This window comes from Streptomyces sp. NPDC007901, assembly GCF_042959465.1.
GTDB lineage: Bacteria > Actinomycetota > Actinomycetes > Streptomycetales > Streptomycetaceae > Streptomyces.
Window position 1 is genome coordinate 383,726 of sequence record NZ_JBIBKW010000004.1, and the last position, 20,141, is coordinate 403,866.

General features: G+C 70.5%; 18 protein-coding genes. 6 read left to right on the forward strand and 12 right to left on the reverse strand.

Features of this window, described 5'->3' with window-relative positions; all coding sequences use genetic code 11:
- Positions 1-114: 114 nt before the first annotated feature.
- Genes ACFZDK_RS16420 through ACFZDK_RS16435 form a run of 4 tightly spaced genes read right to left on the reverse strand, consistent with a single transcriptional unit; the run spans position 115 to position 4,663 of the window.
- On the reverse strand, positions 115-1,413 hold the full coding sequence (locus ACFZDK_RS16420) for an acyl-CoA dehydrogenase family protein (RefSeq protein WP_390973027.1): 1,299 nt from the start codon (positions 1,411-1,413) through the stop codon (positions 115-117).
- Positions 1,414-1,453: 40 nt separating this feature from the next.
- Positions 1,454-2,284, reverse strand: a complete 831-nt coding sequence (locus ACFZDK_RS16425; RefSeq protein ID WP_390973028.1) for an enoyl-CoA hydratase-related protein — start codon at positions 2,282-2,284, stop codon at positions 1,454-1,456.
- Between the two features lie 31 nt (positions 2,285-2,315).
- Positions 2,316-3,542 (reverse strand): beta-ketoacyl synthase N-terminal-like domain-containing protein, encoded by a 1,227-nt coding sequence (locus ACFZDK_RS16430; protein ID WP_390973030.1) that lies wholly within the window; start codon positions 3,540-3,542, stop codon positions 2,316-2,318.
- Positions 3,539-4,663 carry a saccharopine dehydrogenase family protein gene (locus ACFZDK_RS16435; protein WP_390046310.1) on the reverse strand — a complete coding sequence of 375 codons (1,125 nt, stop codon included), beginning with the start codon at positions 4,661-4,663 and terminating at the stop codon, positions 3,539-3,541. The genes ACFZDK_RS16430 and ACFZDK_RS16435 overlap by 4 nt, the downstream gene beginning before the upstream one ends.
- A gap of 304 nt (positions 4,664-4,967) precedes the next feature.
- Here ACFZDK_RS16435 and ACFZDK_RS16440 point away from each other — a divergent pair, with 304 nt between their 5' ends.
- Complete coding sequence (locus ACFZDK_RS16440; RefSeq protein WP_390973420.1) at positions 4,968-5,867, forward strand: helix-turn-helix domain-containing protein; 900 nt, start codon at positions 4,968-4,970, stop codon at positions 5,865-5,867.
- 755 nt (positions 5,868-6,622) lie between these two features.
- Here ACFZDK_RS16440 and ACFZDK_RS16445 read toward each other — a convergent pair.
- Complete coding sequence (locus ACFZDK_RS16445; protein ID WP_390973422.1) at positions 6,623-7,528, reverse strand: Glu/Leu/Phe/Val dehydrogenase dimerization domain-containing protein; 906 nt, start codon at positions 7,526-7,528, stop codon at positions 6,623-6,625.
- Positions 7,529-7,530: 2 nt separating this feature from the next.
- Here ACFZDK_RS16445 and ACFZDK_RS16450 point away from each other — a divergent pair, with 2 nt between their 5' ends.
- Positions 7,531-7,881 (forward strand): AsnC family transcriptional regulator, encoded by a 351-nt coding sequence (locus tag ACFZDK_RS16450; protein WP_390973032.1) that lies wholly within the window; start codon positions 7,531-7,533, stop codon positions 7,879-7,881.
- Here the strand turns inward: ACFZDK_RS16450 and ACFZDK_RS16455 are convergent.
- From ACFZDK_RS16455 to ACFZDK_RS16470, 4 genes are all read right to left on the reverse strand, one after another.
- Entirely contained in the window at positions 7,853-8,269 is a 417-nt protein-coding gene (locus ACFZDK_RS16455) for a GtrA family protein (RefSeq protein WP_390973033.1), read from the reverse strand. The two genes, ACFZDK_RS16450 and ACFZDK_RS16455, sit on opposite strands and share 29 nt — an antisense overlap.
- Positions 8,269-9,243, reverse strand: coding sequence for a glycosyltransferase (locus ACFZDK_RS16460; RefSeq protein WP_390973035.1), 975 nt, complete (start codon positions 9,241-9,243; stop codon positions 8,269-8,271). Before ACFZDK_RS16460 ends, ACFZDK_RS16455 begins: the two co-directional genes overlap by 1 nt.
- 25 nt (positions 9,244-9,268) lie before the next feature.
- On the reverse strand, positions 9,269-11,890 hold the full coding sequence (locus ACFZDK_RS16465; protein ID WP_390973037.1) for a YfhO family protein: 2,622 nt from the start codon (positions 11,888-11,890) through the stop codon (positions 9,269-9,271).
- 194 nt (positions 11,891-12,084) lie between these two features.
- Entirely contained in the window at positions 12,085-13,008 is a 924-nt protein-coding gene (locus ACFZDK_RS16470) for an EamA family transporter (protein ID WP_390973039.1), read from the reverse strand.
- Positions 13,009-13,089: 81 nt separating this feature from the next.
- Between ACFZDK_RS16470 and ACFZDK_RS16475 the strand changes: the two genes are divergently transcribed.
- From ACFZDK_RS16475 to ACFZDK_RS16485, 3 genes are all read left to right on the forward strand, one after another.
- Positions 13,090-13,998 carry a LysR substrate-binding domain-containing protein gene (locus tag ACFZDK_RS16475; protein WP_390973041.1) on the forward strand — a complete coding sequence of 303 codons (909 nt, stop codon included), beginning with the start codon at positions 13,090-13,092 and terminating at the stop codon, positions 13,996-13,998.
- 92 nt (positions 13,999-14,090) lie between these two features.
- A complete protein-coding gene (locus ACFZDK_RS16480; RefSeq protein WP_390973043.1) occupies positions 14,091-15,077 on the forward strand; it encodes a phosphotransferase in 987 nt (328 codons plus the stop codon).
- Between the two features lie 88 nt (positions 15,078-15,165).
- The gene (locus ACFZDK_RS16485) at positions 15,166-15,600 is read left to right on the forward strand and encodes a carboxymuconolactone decarboxylase family protein (protein ID WP_390973044.1); all 435 of its coding nucleotides are present in this window, start codon (positions 15,166-15,168) and stop codon (positions 15,598-15,600) included.
- Here ACFZDK_RS16485 and ACFZDK_RS16490 read toward each other — a convergent pair.
- Positions 15,587-18,073 (reverse strand): alpha-L-arabinofuranosidase C-terminal domain-containing protein, encoded by a 2,487-nt coding sequence (locus tag ACFZDK_RS16490; RefSeq protein WP_390973046.1) that lies wholly within the window; start codon positions 18,071-18,073, stop codon positions 15,587-15,589. The genes ACFZDK_RS16485 and ACFZDK_RS16490 overlap by 14 nt on opposite strands.
- A gap of 290 nt (positions 18,074-18,363) precedes the next feature.
- On the opposite strand from ACFZDK_RS16490, the gene ACFZDK_RS16495 reads away from it, so the two are divergent.
- On the forward strand, positions 18,364-18,813 hold the full coding sequence (locus tag ACFZDK_RS16495) for a DUF6314 family protein (RefSeq protein ID WP_390973048.1): 450 nt from the start codon (positions 18,364-18,366) through the stop codon (positions 18,811-18,813).
- Positions 18,814-18,941: 128 nt separating this feature from the next.
- On the opposite strand, the gene ACFZDK_RS16500 is transcribed toward ACFZDK_RS16495, so the two are convergent.
- Both ACFZDK_RS16500 and ACFZDK_RS16505 read right to left on the reverse strand, forming a co-directional pair.
- Complete coding sequence (locus ACFZDK_RS16500) at positions 18,942-19,535, reverse strand: histidine phosphatase family protein (protein WP_390973049.1); 594 nt, start codon at positions 19,533-19,535, stop codon at positions 18,942-18,944.
- A 116-nt stretch (positions 19,536-19,651) separates the two neighbouring features.
- A complete protein-coding gene (locus tag ACFZDK_RS16505; RefSeq protein ID WP_390973051.1) occupies positions 19,652-20,098 on the reverse strand; it encodes a GNAT family N-acetyltransferase in 447 nt (148 codons plus the stop codon).
- Positions 20,099-20,141: the final 43 nt, after the last annotated feature.

Sequence of the window (20,141 nt, forward strand, 5' to 3'; positions counted from 1 at the left end):
GCCGCGGCCAAGTGCCCGCCGGGGCGCACGGGAACGGACGGTCCTGGCATGGCGAGGACCGTCCGGGCCCGGATGGCGGGAACCGACGAAGCCGGCGGTACCCGCCTGGTGCGGTCAGGACCCGACCCGTCCGCCCTTGTACAGCTGCGTGTTCAGGTAGCCGAACTTCATGTTGAGCAGATGGTTCTCGCCGTCCTCGATACGGGCCGCCCGGGCGTCGCGGAAGAGCTTCTCCATCGGGTACTCGCGGGTCAGTCCGTTGCCGCCGAACAGCTGCAGGGCCTCATCGGCCACCTCGAACGCGAGGTCGGTGCAGGTGACCTTGGTTCCGCCGGTGTAGTAGGGGTGCTTGGCCGGCGACAGCGCGGTGTACTCGGCGGCCCGCCGGGCCAGTGCGCGCATCGTCTCCACCTTGCGGGCCATGGCGCCGAGACGGCTCTGCACCATCTGGTGCTCGGCCAGCAGCGCGCCGCCCTGGCGGCGCTCGTGGACGTACTCCAGCGCGTACTCGAGGGCCGCCCGGGCCAGCCCCGTCATGAGCTCGCCCATCGCCACACCCGCCGTGGACCAGGTGGAGGCGTGGCCGTGCCAGTAGTCGTCGCCGAGTGAAACGGCGTACCGCACAGGGACCTTGACGTCGTCGAAGAACAGCTCACCCTGGGGCAGGGCCCGCTTGCCCAGCTTCTCCAACGGCTTGCCGTGGGTCACCCCGGGCAGGTCGAGGGGAACGACGACCTCGACGCCGTGCGGGTGGCCCTCGCTGTCGAAGTACCCATCGCCGTAGTCGGCGACGATGGACAGGATCGCGACCTGGGCAACCGGGCCGTTGGAGACCCAGGCGGAGCTCTGCCCGTTGATCACGATGTCGCCGCCGCTGATCTTCGCGGTCAGGTTGCCCTTGTTGCCCTGCGGGGCGAGGGCGTGGCGCTCGGCGGGGTAGAGCATCGTGCCGTCCGAACCGCGGTCCGGCTGGGTGGCGACCCAGGCGCCGATCTTGCCCGCCGTCAGCTCGACCAGTTCCTGGTTGCCGGCTCGCTTGGCCATCATGTTCGGGAAGGCGGCACCCGCCAGCGAGACCGCGAGGCCCGCGTCACCCCAGCCGAACTCCTCGACGACGATCGCCTGGAGCTTGGCCAGCTCCTGCGGCGGCACGTCGTCCGAGGCCGCGTCGAACTCGATTCCCGACGCCGCGGCCGTCGCCATGAACTCCCAGTACGGAGAGCCCTGTGCGATCACTTCATCGGCGCTCAGCTTGTCGATGGCGATACCCGCCGGGCGCATCACCTCGCGCGCGAACTTGTGCATCGCCTGCTGGACGGCGCGCTCCTCCTCGCCGAGGATCTCGAAACCGCTCTGTTCCACGAACGGCAGCCCGGGCCGTACCGATGCCGCGCCCTTGCCTTGCTGTGTCATGACTGTGTCGTCCTCTTCGCGTTCCTGTGGGCGGCTGGCGCTACTGCGCGGCGGCGATCGCCGCGGGCAGGTCCCGTTCGTGCTCCAGGTCCTGCAGGCCGGTCATCAGCTGCAGGGCCTCCTTGGTGCCGGGAACCTCGAGCAGGTCCCGCAGCGCGGTGTTCTCCGCGGCGAAGCCGGCGAACTGGGCGTCGACCAGGGCGCCGTAGACGTCCTTGAACACCTCGTTCACCGCGGCGACCGTGCTCGCCGGGCGCTTGGCGATGTTGCGCGCCAGGGTGTCGGTGTAGGCGTCCAACTCCTCGCGCGGGAGCGCGCGGCTGACGATGCCGTAGGCCGCGGCCTCCTCACCGGTGAAGTCACGGGCCGAAAGGATCACCTCGCGGGCGCGGGCCGGGCCGATCTGCATCGCCAGTCGTGTCGTACCGCCACCGGCGGGCAGGATGCCGCCGCTCGTCTCGGGCAGGGCGAACCGGCTCTCCGGCGTGGCGAACCGCAGGTCCGTCGCGAGCAGGAACTCCAGCCCGGCGCCGCGGCAGATCCCGTCGACCACGCTGATGGTCACCTGGGGCAGGTTCTGCCACATGGTCGTCAGGGCCTGCAGGGCGTTGATGTCGTCGTAGCGGCTCTGCGGAACCGACGGGTCGCTGTCCATCCGGAGGATGTCGCCCAGGTCGAAGTGGGCGATGAAGAACTCCGGGTTGGCGCTGCCGAAGACCACCACCGCCGTCTCCCGGTCGGTGACGAGTGACCCGCCGAGGTCGAAAAGTTCCCCGGCCATCTGGAAGGTCATCAGGTTGACCGGCGGATGGTTGAAGTCGACGTAGAGGATCCGGCCGTCACGCCGGACGTTGAGTGTCTGATAGGTCATCGCTGACTCCTCGGTTGGTGCAGGCGGACGGTCAGGGGCTGAGGATGGTGATCGCGGCGGCGGCTTCCTCGCCGGCGTACAGGCCGCCGCCGTTCTCCGCGAGGGCGATGCGGGCGTCGGGGACCTGGCGGGCTCCGCAGGTACCGCGGAGCTGGTGGACGAGCTCGTAGATCTGCGCGAGGCCGGAGGCGCCCATGGGGTGGCCCTTGGACTCCAGCCCTCCGGACGGGTTGACGGGAAGGCGGCCGCCGAGCCGGCTGGCGCCGGACTCCGCGAACTCACCGCCCGAACCGATCTCGCAGAACCCCACCAGCTCGGTCTGCAGGAGTTCACCGAACGCCGACGCATCGTGGACCTCTGCCACCGACACGTCCTCCGGCCCCACGCCTGCCTCCTCGTAGGCCTGCAGGGCGGCGAGCCGGGTGGCCGAGCGGTCCCAGGCCGACAGCGGGCGCACCGTTCCGGTGCCCAGCACCGCGGCCAGTACCCGGATCGGGTGCTGAGCGCCCAGCCGTCGCAGGCCTGCGGCGTTGCAGACGATGGCCGCCGCCGCGCCGTCGGTGAGCGGCGCACACATCGGAACCGTGAGCGGCCCCACGACGGGCCGGGCCGCGAGGATGTCCGCCGCCGACATCTCCTCGCGGAAGTGCGCGAGCGGGTTGTGCACCGCGTGCGCGTGGTTCTTCTCGGAGATGACCGCGAGCTGCTTCTGGGTCGTGCCGAAGGCGTCCATGTGCGCCTGGGCGAGTGCCGCGTAGTAGTCCATGAACACGCTGCGCGGCTTGCCGTCGTCGGCAAGCTCGCCGCCGAGTTCGGTCAGTAGGGCGCGCACGCCCTCGGGGTCCGAGACGTCCATGCCGCCGTCGAACACTCCGAGTGCCTTGCGCTTGTCGCCGATGCTCAGCTTCTCGGCGCCGACCGCGAGCACGACATCGGCCGCGCCGGAGCGCACATGCATGATCGCCTGGTGCAGCGCGGTGGCGCCGGTGGCGCACGCGTTCTCGACATTGACCACCGGGATGCGCTCGAAGCCCATCGAGCGCAGCGCCATCTGGCCGGCGACCACGACCTGCCCCTCGAGCACGTCCTGGCAGGTGTTGCCGAAGTACACGGCCTGCACGGCTCCGAGCTCGGCACCGGCGTCGGCCAGCGCCTCGGTCACCGCTTCCCGGGTCAGGTCCTTGACCGAGGCCTCCGGCCGGACCCCGAACCGGGTCATGCCGACCCCGGCGACCCACACCTGTGAGCTGCTGGTCACGCCGCGCTCTCCTCGGTCACACGCGCCAGCCCGTACGCCTCCAGAGCCCCCAGAAGCTCACGGTGTCCCACCAGCTGCGCGGGCGAGCGGAACCCGACACCGTGGTAGGTGTTGCCGAGCAGCCGCATCGCGGCGTAGGCCTGGACCAGGCCGGTGATCTGGTATCCGGACGTGCCGTGGATGACCGCCCGTGCCGTGACGTTGTTGCCGCGGCCCGTGCACCAGTCGACCGAACGATTCACCTGCCGGTTCTCACGGGCCGGTGTATCCGGCGTCATGGTGGCAGCCACCTTGTCGAGCGCCGGGTAGAGCTTCTCCTCGGGCAGCCACTGGAAGAGGACCTTGAACATGCGCTCCGCTTCGCGTACCCGCTGGGGGATGTCACCCTTCTCGTTCTGCATCGCCACGAACATGCGGCAGGTGCGTACGCGGCGGTCGTCCCGGAAGAACACCGGCATGGCGGTGCCGCCCCAGTTCAGGCCGGGGACCACCAGGGTGGTGCCGGGCACGACCATGTCCTGCTGGACGATGCCGTCGTACTTCTTGAGGACGTTGTCTTCCAGGTAGTAGGCGTCCTTGCGGATCACGTCGAACATCGACTGCGTCGATCCGACCGTCGGGATGTTCCGGGTGTACTGGCCGATCTCAAGCGTGTCGATGCCGGGGGTCTCCAGGACGATGCGGGCGACGATGTCGGGAACCGCGTACTGCATGGAGACGGCGGTGGACACGGCAAGTCCGGCTGCTGCGTACTTCGGGCCCCACTCGTCCAGGACCGCGAGCTGGTGGGACTGCTCACCGGCGGTGTCGAGATAGTGACAGCCCGCGCGCAGCGCGGCCTCGAGTACTGCGGGCGCGTGCCGCAGGAAGGGACCGACCGTGTTGCAGACGACCTTCCTGCCTTCGAAGAGCGCGGCCAGGGACTCGACGGAGCCGTCGACCTCGGCGATCTCGTAGTCGGCCGTCTCGATGCCCGGGACGGCGTTCATGATCTCCTGCAGCCTGGCCTTGTTCCGGCCGGCTGCCACGAACGGAATGCTGTACTCGCGCAGGTATTCGGCCACCAGGCGGCCGGTGTAGCCGCTGGCTCCATAGATGACAACCGGTCGGCGATCGCTCACGGCTGCTTCCCTTCCGTGATGAGTCGAGGCGCTGGCGCCGCGGCTCTACGCTTTTTACGTTGCGGCAAACTCTGGGCAACATCCGGCCACCGTGCTTCCGTGAGAGCGCACTCCGGGTTCCGCATTCGTGCATCCCGCGCCCGACGGCTGGTCCGTCAGACGGCACGGGCGCTTGTCACGACCCGGCGGAACGGGTTTCACTCGATTCATACGCCGACGAAGGTGATGGCGCATGACAGCAGCCCTGAGCTGGTCAACCCACGGGTCCCCACAAGATCACGTCCCGGACGCCTGGAGCAGCAAGATGTCCCAGCTGCACCTGGGCTGGGCACTGTCGTTCTCAGAGCCCGAACCCTTCGGCGTGTCAGTGCGGTACCGGAGGCTGGACCAGCTGACCGTCGGAGAACTCCGCTGCGGCCGAATCACCGGCCGACAGGCAGCCACGAGCGAGGGCCCGCTCGTGGGCGTCCTCGTGACCCTCTCCGGACGGCTGATGTGCCGGTACGTCGGCGGCAGCGAGGTCGAACTCGGTCCCGGCGACCTGCTGGTTTGGGACAGTGAACTGGCGCACGACTTCGAGGCCGTGGGGGACCACCGTGAGCTGTACCTGCTCCTGCCCCGCGAGCGGCTGCCCCAGGCGATTGCCGGAAGTGCCTCCCGCGCCGACGGTGTCGTTTCCGTGCGGCCAGGGTCAGGGCTCGCCTCGATCGCTGCCGCTCAGCTACAGGCCATCACGCGCGAGTTCGACCACCTGTCCGACACGGATCTGGCCATTGCCTCCCAGACCTTCTTCGACACCCTCGAAACGGCCCTCGTCCCCGCTCCGGAGCAGCCTGTTTCCCGCAGCGCCCGCGAGGCGCTGGTCATAGGGACCCGCCGGTACATCGAGGATCACCTGGATGATCCGGACCTTTGCGCCTCCTCCATCGCCGAGGCGTTCGACATCTCCGTTCGCACGCTGCATCTCGCTCATGCCGGTACGGGCGCAACAGTGGGTCGCTGGATCCGGGAGCGTCGCCTGAAGGCCTGCTACCGGGACCTCTCACGTGCGCATGGCGGCACGACGGTCACCGACGTTGCCTTCCGCTGGGGCTTCAGCAACATGGGCCACTTCAGCACAGCCTTCAAGCAGGCATTCGGCGTGACACCCAGCAGCGTCTTGCTCCAGGGCCGGCACAGCCGGACCGGCACGGACAACGGCTGATTCCGAGGCACACCGCCCTGCCGAGGCGAGCCCAGTGGGTAGCAGGATTGCGTGCCCGGGGCCAGGCTGACGGTCGAGGCCTTCACGGCGACAGCCTCGAACACGCTCTCAAGTGGCCGTTCGCCGCCTCGAAACGCTGCTCCACCAAATTGTCCACGGCCTGGCGGTAGCAGTTCCTGGCGACGGTCAACCCGAGCCGGTCGAATTCGTGCTCCAGCGCTGTGATCTCGTCACTCAGCGGCGCGCGGGGCCCGTCGAGAGGCAGGAGACGCGCACCAAGCAGCCGCGACCTGGACCTGCCCCGCATCTCCTCGGTGGTCTCGTACTCCGCGACAAGATCCAGGCCATCCGACCTGAGCGCCTCCCGCAACTGCCAGAACGGGGTACCGGCAGGAACATCCCCCCTCCTCGGCGGGCGCCGTCCGCTCCGCGACCAAGCGGACGAACTCGTAGAGCGCCTTACGGGATGCCAGATCGGCGTTTCCAACCCCGAACGTCCCGCGCCTACGGGATCGAGTTCACCAGGCGCTCGGCATCGCCGACGAGGAACCGGCTCGCCCCGTCACTCACTCACAGTGAGCATCCAAGCCCATCATTGGCCAACTATGTCTCTCATGATTTGCCAACAAGGATTCTCTACGCGCGCCCGACCCGCGCGTCTCAGTCCATGATTCGCTAACTAAAGTTCTCGGTCACACCCGCGACGACGCCGATCGAGAGCAGCCCCGTCCGCCCCCTCGCCAATCCCGCCCCGGTCAGTCGGCCCGGACGGGTGCGGTCGCGGCGGCGAGCCGGGCCTCGGCGATCCGCCGGACGGCCGGCTGCGGGGTGACGCCGGTCGAACGGGCCAGGTCGAGCACGCGGGTGACGGTGTCCCCGATGCCCTCGACCCACCGGTGGGCGGCCTCGTGGCCGCGGTGCTCCGACTCCCGGCTGAGCGCGCAGACGATGCCACGGCCCGCGAGGGCGTCGGCGACGGACTCGTCGGTGAGCTGGTTGTCGGCGGGGCCGACGATCAGGGGCGCGGCCAGCCGGGGCACGGTCGCCTCGTCGAGGACGCCGCCGACGGCGGCGGGGACGAGGATGTCGGCGGGCGCGGACAGCGCCTGGTCGGGCTCGACCCATCCGCAGCCGGCCGCCAGGGCGGCGTCCTTGCGGAACCGGTCCACGTCCGAGACCACGGCATGCGCGCCCTCGGCGGCCAGGCCGGCGCAGGAGGCGGCGCCGAACACGTGCCGGGCGCCGGCCCGGAGCGCGGCCGGCACACCGGTGGCGGTGGGGCCGCCGGAGTCGCCGGTCCCGCCGTGCTCCTCGGGCGCGCAGTACGCGTACGGCGAGAACCGCTTCAGGACCACCATGTCGGCCGGGCCGGTGTCGGGGCCAGTCCGGTACGACCCCGCCAGGGAGGCGATCAGCTCGCCCAGGTCCTCCAGCGCGGCCTCGCGCAGCTCCGGGGTGAGTCCGGTGTCCCTGCCGAGGGCGATCACGCTCTTGCCGCCGCCGAAGTCCAGACCGGCCACCGCGGCCTTGCAGGTCATGGCCTCCGACAGGCGCAGCGCGTCGGTCAGCCCGCCCTGCCAGGTGTCGTAGCGGCGCAGCCGGCACCCGCCGACCGCGGGGCGCCGGCCGAACCAAATTCGGTCCGGGGAGCATGGAGGCAGTCATGGACGAAGTTGATTCGGCGATCGTGCACCATCTGCAGCTGGACGGTCGGCTCTCCAACCGCGCGCCCGCCGAGAAGCTGGGCATCGCGCCGTCCACCTGCCTGGAGCGCACCAGGCTGCTGCACAAGCGCGGCACCATCCAGGGCTACCGGGCCCAGATCTCCCTGCCGGAGGTCGTCTCCGTCTACACGATGACCGGCAGCGGCGACTTCCCGGTCCATGTCACGGCGCAGGACACCGACCGGCGCGAGATCGTCGGCTTCCGCACCTCGATCATCTACCAGCACCTCACCAACCCGGTGCTGGACCCGCTGCCCCCGGTTACGCCGCCTCCACCTTCGGCAGCATGACCCACCGGGACACCACGAAGGTGACGGGGATCGCCGCGGCCGACGCCATCAGCGGCGCGAAGCGGCTGTTCGCGTGCAGCATGTCGACGATCACGTATACGCCCACCGTGGTGATCACGAAATTCGTCGCGTTGGTCAGCGGGAAGAGCAGGAATTTCCGCCAGGTGGGACGGGTCCGGTAAGTGAACCGCGCATTGAGAAAAAACGACCCGATCATGCTCAGCATAAACGCGACAATGTGCGCGGCGAGGTACGGCACATATCTGAGAAAGAGCAGGTAAAGGCCGTAGTACGTCGCTGTGTTGACGACGCCCACCACCGCGAACGTGATGATCTGCCCCGATATCGGGCGGGTGGGACCGGTGGCGGTCGACAGGGCGTTCGGCATCAGGGGATGAGGTCCTTCGTCGTGCCGCGGGTGCGGTCTTCCGTTCGGTCCACGTTCGTCGCCTTCACCAGGAAGTGCGGGCGCCCCTTGACCTCGTAGTAGATCCGGCCGGTGTACTCGCCGATGACCCCGAGCATGATCATCTGGACGCCGGCCAGGGCGGTGACGGCTGTAATGATGGTGACATAGCCGGGCGTCTGGACGCCGTGGATCATCGTGGCGCCCACGATCCACGCCGTGTACGCGCCGGCGAGGGCGAGCAGGGTCATGCCGAGGTAGAGCGCGGCGCGCAGCGGGCGGTTGTTGAAGGAGAGCAGCCCGTCCAGGCCGTAGTTGAGCAGGCTGCGGAACGACCAGGAGCTGGTGCCGTGTTCGCGCACCGCGTTCTCGTACTCGAAGGTGGTGCTGGGGAAGCCGACCCAGGCGAACAGGCCCTTGGAGAACCGGTTGTACTCGGTGAGGTTCACGACGGCGTCCACCACCCGGCGCGACATCAGCCGGAAGTCGCCCACGCCGTCGACGAGTTCGACGTCGACGAGCCGGTTGATGAGCCGGTAGTAGAGGCGGGCGGTGAGGGTGCGGGTGAAGCGGTCGCCCTGCCGGGTGCGCTTGGCGATGACCTGGTCGTAGCCCTCGCCGCGCAGTTCGACCATGCGCTTGATGAGGGCCGGCGGGTGCTGGAGGTCGGCGTCCATCACGATCACGGCGTCGCCGGTGGCGTGCTTCAGGCCGGCGAGCAGCGCCGACTCCTTGCCGAAGTTGCGGCTGAAGGAGACGTACCGGACGCGGGAGTCGCGGTCCGCGAGCTGGCTGAGGAGAGGCAGCGTCCGGTCACGGCTGCCGTCGTCCACGTACACGAACTCCATGTCGTGGCCGAGCGGCAGGAGTTCGTTGGCGATCTTCTGGACCTGCTCGTGGAAGCGCTCGATGACGTCTTCCTCGTTGTAACAGGGCGCGACGATCGATATCAGCATGGGTTGTTCTCCCCCTGGGAACGGGTCAGTGAGCGGTGGTCGTGCGCTCTCCGGAGCGGGCGGTGGTTCTGCGGCGCACGGCCGAGAGGGTGCCGAGCAGGATCAGGGTCAGCAGTGAGGCGCCGCCGACGGCCGTGCCCAGGCGCAGGCCGGGCGGGTGGAACGTGCAGGTGAGGCTGGTGGCGGAGGCGCCCAGCGGGACGGCGATCAGGCCGTGGAACTCGCTCGCCGCGACCTCGGGGCCGCCGGCGGAGCAGCGCCAGCCGGCGATCCTGGGGGCGGCCACGACGGCGGTTCCCCTGCTGCCGGCGGGGAGCCGGGCGTGCAGGGTGCCGTCGGAGACGGTCACCTCGGTCGCGCCGGAGGACTTCAACCGCCCGACGGCGGCGCGGAGTTTCGCGGTGTCGAGGCAGCCGACCGCGCCCTGGGCCGGTATCCGGCTCAGCCGGTTGGGCGTCAGCTCGATCCGCACCCGCCCCGTGGCGCGCACCGTGCCGAGCGGCTGCATCGCGGCGATCTTCGTGCCCTCGGCGTCGGAGCGGAACAGCTTCCGCTCGCCGCCACTGGCGAGTTGGGCCGTACCGGAGTAGTGCGGTGCCCACAGGAAGACCGAACTCCCGGCCCGGCACTGGGCGCTGACGGTCTGTGGTCCGTCGACCAGCAGGCCGCGCATCTCGTCGCCCTTCCGCTCGCCGCTGAGGGCGGTGCGGGGCAGGGTGTAGACGCGGGCGCCGAGGAGCAGTTCCTGGTTGCGGTACGGCGAGGGGCCGAAGGCGGCGGGGGTGCTGTGCGCGGCGGTGGGCCGCACGGTCACCAGCGGCGGGACGTCCTGGCGGGTGACGGTCGACGGGCCGCCGCCCTGGGGCAGCCATGTCTGGTGCGGGTCCGGCGGGTTGTGCACCCGGGCGCCCACCGAGAAGACCGCGTCGGTGACGGGGTTGTCGAGGCTCTGCAGGCTGCGGCCGCGCGAGGTCCAGCCGTCGCCGAGGGCGGTCATGGTGCGGCTGAGGACGCCGGCGGTGAGGCTGCTGTAGTACTGGGAACCCTGGCCGCCCACCATCATCGGGTCGTTGGCGACGGTCTGGTCGCGGCCGGGTTCGGTGCGGTACCTCGGCCAGGCGTCGGCCTGGGCGACGGCGTCCGCCTCGCGCTGCTGGCGGTCGCCCCAGGGCGCGTAGTCGTCCATCTGGCCGAGGCGCATCCGGGTGGCCACGGCGGAGGTGGCGGCGGCCTCGCCGAACTGAGCGCCGACCAGCAGCAGCGCGGCCAGGCCGACCAGCACGGGCCTGCCGTTCCTCAGGCCGAGCAGGGCGAGACCGCCCAGGGTGCCCGCGGCGGCGAGCAGGACCACCGGCCAGGTGTGGTGATGATGCTGCTGGGTCAGGGTGCTGCGGCTCGCGACGGCGGCGACGAGGACCAGGAGCACAGCAGCGGCGCCCAGCGCCCGCCAGTCCGGCATCCCGTAGGCGAGGGCATGCCAAGCGGCGATGACCAGCAGGGCGCAGAGCACGAAGGCCTGGCGGTAGGAGCTGCCGTTCGGGGCGGCGAAGGCGTGCCAGGCCAGGCTGGTCGGCGCCCACTGCAGGGAGAGGGCGACCAGGAGCACCAGCACGGTCCAGCCCGCGCGCACCCGGACCGGGACGGCTCGGTGGAAGGGCAGGGCGAGGGCGAGCACCAGCGCGGTGATGCCGACGTAGAGGGCCGGGGAGCTGTAGCTGTAGGTGGTCGGCAGCAGCCGCGCGAGCAGGTCGTCGACGCCGACCGGGGCGAAGTGGCCCTCGCGGCCGGGGTAGGCGTGCTTGGTGCCGGAGTAGACGACGATCACCAGGGGCGCGGCCAGCCCCATGCCGAGCCCGACGGTCACCGCGGCCCGGCCCACGACCGCGAGCGCGCGCCGCCAGGGCAGTTCGGCGAGCACCAGCCGGAGCAGCAGCACCAGGGCGGCGCCGAGGGTGGCCATGTAGGCGGTGTAGAAGTTGGCGATCCAGGCGAGCGCCACGATCAGCACCCCGACCAGCGGACGGCGTCCGGCCAGCGCCCACTCGCCGACCAGGCAGAGCAGCGGGAGCGCGATCAGTCCGTCGAGCCACATCGGGTTGTAGGAGGCGAGGGCGAGGCTCCAGCCGCACAGGGCGTAGGAGGCGCCCAGGAGACCGGCCGCCCACCAGCGGCCGCGGCGCAGGGTGAGCAGCAGGAAGGCCATGGCGGCGCCGGCGGTGGCCGTCTTCAGCACGGTGATCGTGTAGACGGCGAGGTCGATCTCATCGCGCGGGAACACCGCGACAAGGAGGGCGAACGGACTACTCAGGTAAGTGCCGACGTCCGGCAGGAAGCTGGAGCCGTACCCGGACTGCCAGTTGACGAGGAGGCCGCCGTCGGCCCTGCCGTGCAGCAGGTCCCACAGGTGGGCGTGGAAGGGCACGTACTGGTTGCCGAGGTCGTTGACGCTGCGGGTGCGGGAGCCGAAGGGGTAGCTGCGGGCCACCACGTCGGCCGCGCAGAACGCGACGGTGGTGAGGACGGCCGCGAGCAGGGCGGCGGCCCACCGCGGATCGGCCCGGAGCCGTCTCGCGGATACCGTCTCCCGCTCTTCGCCCCCTGCCGGTTTCGCCCCCTGTTCGTGCCCGGTCAGGGTGGTGCGATTCATTCTGTGCGGCCCCCAGAGGAAATCGGGGGCGTTACTCCCCGCAGGTCGGTGTTTCGCCGACTTAGACGGGTAGTGGTTCCTGATGGTTGTGTCTCGCCTGTGAAGTAATAAGTCGAATTCCGAATCCGCGTGCGACCCGGAAAGAATTCGCGACTTCAAAGGAAACAAAAGATTTCGAAGAAATGTTTTTCAGGTTAACGTGCTTGCGTGAGGCCTGTATTGGCGTCGTCGAGGGCCGCGTCGCGGGCGGTCGTCAGGGAGAGGGCGCGATGGCCGCGTTCGACGGCTTGGCCCCAGTATGTTCCGCCGACGATCAGCGCGGCCCCGAGCGCGGAGAGCACGGTGAGGCGATCGCCGCCGAGGGCGACGCCGGTCAGCAGGGCCCACACCGGTTCGGTGCCGAGGAGCAGGCCGGCCCGGGTCGGGGAGGTGCGCTGGACGGCCCAGGTCTGGGCGAGGAAGGCGAACAGTCCGCAGCACAGGGCCAGATAGAGCAGCTGGGCCCAGGTGGCGGCGCCGGTCCGGGCGAGCTGCGGCAGTCCGGGCGCCGCGGGCACCAGGAAGAGGACCGCCCCCACGACGCTCTGTACGGCGGTCAGCTGGAACGGGCGCAGGGCCCGGCGCGCGGTCACCCGCCCGAGCAGCACCACATGGCCCGCCCGGACCACCGCCGCCGCGAGCATCAGCAGGTCACCGGCTCCGGGGGCCCGCAGCCCGTGGCCGGACACGAGCAGCCCGACCCCCGCCACGCACGCCCCGGCGGCCAGGAAGAACCGTCCCGGAAGCACCGCCCGGTCCAGGATCGGGGTGAGGACGAGGGTGAGGCTGATGATCAGGCCCGCGTTCCCGGCGCTGGTGTGGGCGACGCCGTACGTCTCCAGGACGAGGACCGCGGCCTGGGTGAGGCCGAGCAGCGCGCCGTAGGTCCGCTCGTCGCGGGTGAGCGCGCGGGACCCGCGCAGCGCGGGGAGGCAGGCGAGGGCGCCGAGGGCGTAGCGCAGGAAGAGGACGATCAGAACGGGGAGCGCGCCGGTGGCCGCCTTCGCCGTCAGGTAGCTGGAGCCCCAGACGACGGCGACGGCCAGGAGCACCCCGTCGGTACGACGGCTGGTCGGCATGCCGTTCACGATCCACGACCTGCATGTTGAAGTAAACGACGACTTGCTCAACCAACCCTTTAGTGAAGCTACACTCATGCCGTGGACGAACGGCAGCTGCGGGTCCTGCGGGAGCTGGGCGAACTGGGCAGTGTCACGGCGGTCGCGGAGGCGCTGCGGGTGACGCCCTCGGCGATCTCGCAGCAGCTGCGCCTGCTGCAGCGCTCGATCCCGGTCCCGCTCACCGAACGCGCCGGGCGCCGGCTGGTCCTCACGGCGGCCGGGCAGGCCCTGGCCGACGCGGCGATCGGGGTGGAGACGGCGCTGGCCCGGGCCCGCCACACCATCGACGCGTACGTCGACGAGCCCGACGCCCAGGTGTCGCTGGCCGCCTTCCACAGCGGGGCCGCCGCGTTCTTCCCGCTGCTGCTCCGCCGGCTGCGCGAGCCCGGCTCTCCCCGGCTCGCCCTGCACGACGAGGACGTGGCCCAGGCCGACTTCCCGCCCCTGACCCGCGCCTACGACCTGGTCCTCGCCCACCGCCTGGACCACGCCCCGCCCTGGCCCCGGACCGTCACGGCCACCCCGCTGCTGCGCGAACCCCTCGACATCGCCCTGCCCGTCGGCCACCCGCTCGCGGAACGGCCCACGCTGACCGCGCGGGACGTGGCCGGCCAGCCCTGGATCACCGTGCACGACGGCTTCCCGCTGCTCGCGACCGTCGAGGCCGTCGCCGCCGCGGCCGGGCACCGGGTCGACATCGTCCACCGGGTCAACGAGATCGCGGTGGTCGCCGAGGTGGTCGCCGCGGGCGGCGGAGTCGCCCTGATGCCCCGCTGGACCTCCCGCCCGCACCCGGGCATCACCCTGCGGCCGCTCGACGGCATCGAGGCCCACCGCCACATCGACGTGCTCCACCGTCCCGAGCGCGCGGCCCGCAGGGCGGTGCGGACCGTGCTCTCCGAACTGCTGGAGGCCGCGGAAACCATCCGAAGCAGGGATGACGACTGACCGGTTCCCGTACGTTCGGGAGCGCTCCCAGACAGCGTTCCCGTACGTTCGGGAGCGCTCCCAGACAGCCCCGGACGAGAGCGAGTCGCCCCATGCAGAGCCTGACCAAGCGGCAGTTGTCCGCGCCCGAACTCGACGCTCTCCTTCGCGCGGCGACGGGCGTCGGGTGCCGGCTGGAGGCGGAACTGACCGACGGCTGGTTCAACACCGCCTACCGCGTGCGCTTCGACGACGGACGCCCGGCGGTGGTGAAGCTCGCCCCGCCCGCCGGAGCACCCGTGCTGAGGTACGAGCGGGGCATCATGGCGACCGAGGCCATGGTCTACCGGCGGCTCGCCGCGCCGGCCGACACAGCGGTGCCGACGCCCGCGCTGCTGCACTCGGGGGCCGACTTCCTCGCCGTCTCCGTACTGGAGGGGACCCCGTGGGACAAGGCGGCCGAGCACCTGCCGCCCGCCACGGCGGCCGCGCTGCGCCATGAACTGGGCGCGATCACCGCCCGGTTGCACACCATCACCTCGGAGGACGGCCGGTTCGGCTACCCGGCGCCGGAAGCGGACCTGTCCGCCGCCGACTGGCCCACCGCCTTCACCGCCATGGTGGAGGCCATCCTGGAGGACGCCGAGCGCTGGAGGTCCGACCTCGGGGTGTCCGCCGCCGGGATACGTGCCCTGGTGGCCGAGGGCGGCCGGGCCCTCGACGAGGTCACCGAGCCCCGCCTGGTCCACTTCGACCTGTGGCCGGGCAACATCTTCGTCGACCACGCCCGGGACGGGGCCCGGATCACCGGCCTCATCGACCATGAACGGGCCTTCTGGGGCGATCCGGCCGCCGAACTGGTATCCCTGGAGTTCGGCGGGGACATCGGCCCGGACAGCGATCTGGTCGCGGGGTACGTACAGGCCGGCGGCCGGCTCGACTTCACCCCGGCCCTGCGCCACCGCCTCGCGCTGTACGGCCTCTACCTGGGGCTGATCCTGGTCGTGGAGTGCGGCCCCCGGGGTTATACGGGGGAACACGCCGACTGGACCCGGACGTTCCTGGGCGAACGGGTCGCCGCACTGCGCGCGCTGGGGTGACCGCGGAAACCGGCTTGACCTGGAGCACGCTCCAACTCCTAGCGTTCTTCTGGTCGTGACCGGATCCGAGGAGAACGGAAGAGCTGACATGAGCGAGAGCACCACGCGCGAAGAACGTTTCGCCCACGGCCTGGAGGTCCTGCGGAAGGTCGACGGCGAGGTCGGGCAGCGGGTCATCGACTCGCTGGCCGACATCAACCCCGAACTGGGCCACCAGGTCGTCGCCTGGGGCTTCGGCGAGATCTACAGCCGCCCCGGACTCGCGCCCCGGGACCGGCAGTTGGTGACCCTGGGCATGCTCACCGCGCTGGGCGGCTGCGAGCCGCAGCTGGAGGTGCACGTCAACGCGTCCCTCAACGTGGGCCTGACCCCCGAGGAGATCGTCGAGGCCCTGTTGCACTCCGCCGGGTACTGCGGCTTCCCGAAGGCCCTCAACGCCACCTTCGTCGCGAAGAAGGTGTTCGCCGAGCGCGGGCTGCTGCCGGTGGCCCAGCAGCCCGCGCCGGACGCTACTTCTGCCTGATCCGCAGGAAGGTGACCGAGTTCGCCGGGAAGGTGTAGGTGAACGTGTCCGCGACCCCGGTGAAGGTGGACGTGACGGGGGCGACCGCGGTGGACGTCTCCGTGTTCACCGCGTCGGGCGCCGCCGCGAGCGTGGTCACCCGGGCCTTCCCGGCCACCTTCGCACCGCCGAGGTCGACGGCCGTGCGGGCCGCCGAGGACTGGGCGTTGACGACCTTGACGATCAGGTCGCCGGTCTTCCTGTCCTCGGTGACGACCTGCCGGAACGGCTCGGCGGGCTTGTCGTCCTTGAAGCTGCCCCACTCCTGTCCGTCGAGGTAGAGGGTGACCTGCCGGCCCCGTACCTTGATGTCGACGTCGTAGGCACGGCCGGTCTCCACCGACCCGGCCTTGGCGATCAGCGTGGACTTGCCGCCGGCCACGGCCTGCTCGACCGCGGTCTGGGTGTTGTTCCAGCCGCCGATGTTCCACCAGTAGTAGTCGCCGGTGCCCTTGACGCCGAAGGCGACGAGGAAGCCCTCCTTGCCGGACTTCTTGGTGGCCTTCACATGCAGGTCGTAGTCGTGCCAGTTGGTGTCACCGGCCTGGACCATGGTGTTCTCGGCGGTGTCGGAGGTCTCGACGTACTGCCCGTCCTGGACCTCCCAGCTGCCGCCGCCGGTGTGCGTCCACTGCGAGGCGTCACCGGAGAAGTCGTCGGAGAGCAGGGTGTTCCCGTCGGCGTCGGTGACCTTGACGTCGTCGTAGGCGGCGCTGGTGTTCCAGGTCGACAGGCCGACGGCGCCGGAGATCGGGGCAAGCAGCGACGGGGTGCCGGTGGCCGTGGAGGGCACCACCCGGTCGCCGACGTTGTTCATGAACAGCTTCTGGACCTCGTAGTTCGCCGAGTCCCAGGAGGCGTGGTTGTTGAACCACACCAGGTCCGGGCGCCACTGGACATAGTCCTCGTTGGCGAACAGCGGCGCGTAGGAGGCGAGTTTGACGACGTCCGCGTTGCGTTCGAGGCCGGTCATGTAGGCCGCCTCGGCGAGGCCGTTCTTGAAGGTGTTGCCGCCCGAGGCGTACTCGCCGACGAAGACCTTGGGCCCGCTCCGGTCGTAGGAGTCGTAGCGGTCGTTGTTCTGCAGGAACCACTGCGGGCTGTTGTAGTAGTGCTCGTCGACCATGTCGACCTCGGCGTCCTTGTTGAGCTGCCAGGCCGTGTCGAAGGTCGTGCCGGAGTCGTCCGGGCCCGAGTTGGAGATCACCTGCAGGTACGGGTACTTCGCCTGGATCGCGGCCCGGAACCGCGTGAAGCGGGCGAAGAACTCGGTGGGCAGGTTCTCCTCGTTGCCGACCTCGATGTGGGTGAGGTGGAAGGGCTTGGGGTGGCCCATCTGCGCGCGCAACCCACCCCACTTCGACGTCACCGGGCCGTTGGCGAACTCGACGAGGTCGAGGGCGTCCTGGATGTGCCGCTGGAGCAGCGCGTCGTCGTCGACGGCCTTGTTCTGGCCGCAGCCGGTGACCAGGGCCGGGACGACGGGCAGCGGCATGGCGCCGATGTCCTCGGCGAAGCGGAAGTACTCGTAGTAGCCGAGGCCGTAACTCTGGTTGTAGCCCCAGAAGTTGGCGTTGGTGGCACGCGTCTCGACCGGGCCGACGGTGTCCTTCCACTGGTACGACCGCTTGCGCTGGTAGCCGGAGGCCGCGCTGTAGTCCTGCATCGAGCCGGTGTTGACCAGGCAGCCGCCGGGGAAGCGGACGAAGCCCGGGTGCAGGGCGGCGATCTTCTCGGCGAGGTCCTTGCGCAGGCCGTTGGGCTCGTGCTTGTAGGTGTCGCGCGGGAAGAGGGACACCATGTCGAGCGCGGCGGCGTCCGAACTGGCCACGGTGAGGCGGCCGGTGGAACTGGTGCGGGTCGCGGTGAAGGTCGCCTTGTACGTGGCCCAGCCGTTCTTCTTCACCGCCACCTGGCGGGCGGTGGCGAGCGTGCCGCCCGAGTCGGAGAGGGCGACCGTGAGGGTCGTGCCGGCCTCGGCGCGGGCCCAGACCGAGAAGTCGTACTTCTTGCCGTTCTCGACCCGGATGCCGGTGTTGTAGCCGGAGTTGCTCACGGACGAACCGGCGGCCAGGGAGAGGTAGTTGCGGTTGCGGTCGTCGAGGCGGCCGGAGTCGTCGACGACCTGGGCGGTGCCGGTGACCGTCCAGGCGGTCAGCGGGGTGTACGACTTGTTGTCGTCGGTCGTGTACTCGAAGGACCGGTTCTGGACCAGTTCCGCGTACAGGCCGCCGTCGGCGGCCCGGTTGATGTCCTCGAAGAAGACGCCGTACATCGTCTTGTCGATCTTGGCGCCCCGCGTGGTCGGGTCGACGGTGATCGCGTAGTCGGTGGTGTCCTCGGCGTGGGCGGGGGCCGGGACCAGCCCGACGGCCAGCAGGAAAGCGCTTGCCCCAAGGCCGAGTCTCAGCCGGGTGCGGGTGGTGCGTGACATGGATACTCCGCGGCTCGTGAAGGAGTTGCTCAGGAGTTGCTTATTCGAAATATCGGACAGCGGTCAGCACTTCGAACGGAAAGATAGGTACGGGGCATGAGCGCGTCAATGGGGCGGGCGTAGGGTCAGGGCATGCAGACGCTGTTGCCGCGGGCGGCGGGCTCGGTGGGGCGCTGGCCGCGTACGAGGAGGCGTCCCGGGCGACCAGTTACGCCGCGCACCAGGAGGTCCGGCAGCAGGCCGAGCGCACGATACCGACCAGCTCTCCCCCGACCGAAGATGTGAGGACCGTGGACGACGGGTTCTGGCCGGTGCCGGACGTGCTGGCCCATCTCGGCGGGCGGTGGCGGGTCGAGCGGACCGTGCGGGACCTGGCGGGCGGGGACGAGGGGCGGTTCGAGGGCACCACGCTGTTCCGGCCGCTGCCGGACGGCGGGCTGCTGCACGAGGAGTCGGGAACGTTCACCTGGCAGGGGGTGCCCCGGCCCGCCGAGCGAACGCTTCGCTTCCTGCCCGGGGCCCGGCCGGGCACGGCAGACGTGCGCTTCGCCGACGGGCGGCCCTTCCACGACCTGGACCTGACGTCGGGGCGCCATATCGCCGACCACCCCTGCGCGGCCGACCTCTACCACGGCGAGTTCACCGTCCAGGACGCCGACCACTGGCGCACGGTATGGCAGGTCGGCGGCCCGGCAAAGGACCTGGTCCTGACGACGGACTACGTGCGCGAGACCGACTGAGCCCGCCCGGGAGCGCCCCGAAGGGGCGCGGGGCTGTATGGATGTGCGGCTACCGCCGCGTGGGCGCTACCGGCCACGACGGCGCGGCAGCCGACACACAACGTGCCTCGGCGCACCCAGCGGAGCGTCTACGTGCGGGAGGAATGAGCCGGTGACACGTCCAGCCGCAGGTTCCAGCGGCCGGCGAGGCCGGTCACCGTGGTCGTCGAGAGGGGGCGCACGTCGATGTTCCAGTAGGTCGAGGGCGGTGCCTTGAGGGCGTAGACGAGCGCCGCGCGGATCACCGAGGGTTCGGCGACCGCGACGATCCGGCCGCCGTCGCCCACCGGGCGGGTGTCCAGCCAGCCGCCGACCCGGGAGATGAACGCCAGCAGCGACTCGCCGCCGTGCGGGGTGGCGCGCGGGTCGGCGAGCCAGGCGTCCACCAGGTCCGGCTCTCTCGCCATCGCCTCGCCCAGCGTCAGCCCGCGCCAGCGGCCCATGTCGCAGTCGCGCAGGGCGAGCTGGACCAGCGGGGCGTACCCCAGCGCGTCGCCGGTCGCACGGCTGCGCGGGGTCGGCGAGCAGTAGCGCAGCTCGGCCGCCGCCAGGGGCAGCAGGTCACCGGCGACCCGCTGCACCTCCTCCCAGCCCGCCTGGTCCAGCGGGCGGTCGTCCTCGAAACGCTCCGCGAGCAGCGGTGAGCTGCGCGCGGCTGCGACGAACGTGACCCGAAGTGACATGCGGCGATGGTGTGACGCTCATGTGCGCAGGTCAAGGGCTGCCGGGCAGTGAGTCGTCCGAGGTGGACGAAATGTTACCCAGTGGTCAGGAGGTGTCCGACAAGTCAGCCGGAATGTCACGCGGGTGACTCGTAGTAGAGCGCCATCCACTGGTCCGGGTGTTCGAGCGGGGCAAATCCGAGCTTCCGGTAGACCCCGTGGGCGTCGTGGGTGGCCAGCAGGACGCGCCGTATGCCGCACGGCCTCAGGTGCTCGCGGATCGCTCCGACCATCGCCGTGCCGACGCCCTTGCCGCGCACCGACGGGTCGACGTACACGTCGGCGAGCCAGGCGAACAGCGCCTGGTCGGTGACCACGCGGGCGTAGGCCACCTGCTCCCCGGTGGCGGTGTCGTACACCCCGAAGTTGAGCGAGCCCGCCATCGCGCGCTCGTGCTGCTCGCGCGGGCGGCCGGTCGCCCAGTAGGCGTCGGTGGACAGCCAGCCGTGTACGCGCTCGACGTCCACGCGGTCCGTCTCGGCGGAGAATTCGTAGCCCTCGGGGAGGCTGGGTGCGTCGCTCATGCGGGGATCCTCGCCGGGATGGGAGGCCGGCGTCGATCGGATT

Coding starts and splice junctions, on each gene's coding strand:
- ACFZDK_RS16505 (WP_390973051.1), bottom strand. CDS start 20,098: ATGAGCGACGCACCCAGCCTCCCCGAGGGCTACGAATTCTCCGCCGAG.
- ACFZDK_RS16455 (WP_390973033.1), bottom strand. CDS start 8,269: ATGCCGAACGCCCTGTCGACCGCCACCGGTCCCACCCGCCCGATATCG.
- ACFZDK_RS16485 (WP_390973044.1), top strand. CDS start 15,166: ATGAGCGAGAGCACCACGCGCGAAGAACGTTTCGCCCACGGCCTGGAG.
- ACFZDK_RS16440 (WP_390973420.1), top strand. CDS start 4,968: ATGTCCCAGCTGCACCTGGGCTGGGCACTGTCGTTCTCAGAGCCCGAA.
- ACFZDK_RS16450 (WP_390973032.1), top strand. CDS start 7,531: ATGGACGAAGTTGATTCGGCGATCGTGCACCATCTGCAGCTGGACGGT.
- ACFZDK_RS16480 (WP_390973043.1), top strand. CDS start 14,091: ATGCAGAGCCTGACCAAGCGGCAGTTGTCCGCGCCCGAACTCGACGCT.
- ACFZDK_RS16465 (WP_390973037.1), bottom strand. CDS start 11,890: ATGAATCGCACCACCCTGACCGGGCACGAACAGGGGGCGAAACCGGCA.
- ACFZDK_RS16425 (WP_390973028.1), bottom strand. CDS start 2,284: ATGACCTATCAGACACTCAACGTCCGGCGTGACGGCCGGATCCTCTAC.
- ACFZDK_RS16460 (WP_390973035.1), bottom strand. CDS start 9,243: ATGCTGATATCGATCGTCGCGCCCTGTTACAACGAGGAAGACGTCATC.
- ACFZDK_RS16500 (WP_390973049.1), bottom strand. CDS start 19,535: ATGTCACTTCGGGTCACGTTCGTCGCAGCCGCGCGCAGCTCACCGCTG.
- ACFZDK_RS16420 (WP_390973027.1), bottom strand. CDS start 1,413: ATGACACAGCAAGGCAAGGGCGCGGCATCGGTACGGCCCGGGCTGCCG.
- ACFZDK_RS16490 (WP_390973046.1), bottom strand. CDS start 18,073: ATGTCACGCACCACCCGCACCCGGCTGAGACTCGGCCTTGGGGCAAGC.
- ACFZDK_RS16470 (WP_390973039.1), bottom strand. CDS start 13,008: ATGCCGACCAGCCGTCGTACCGACGGGGTGCTCCTGGCCGTCGCCGTC.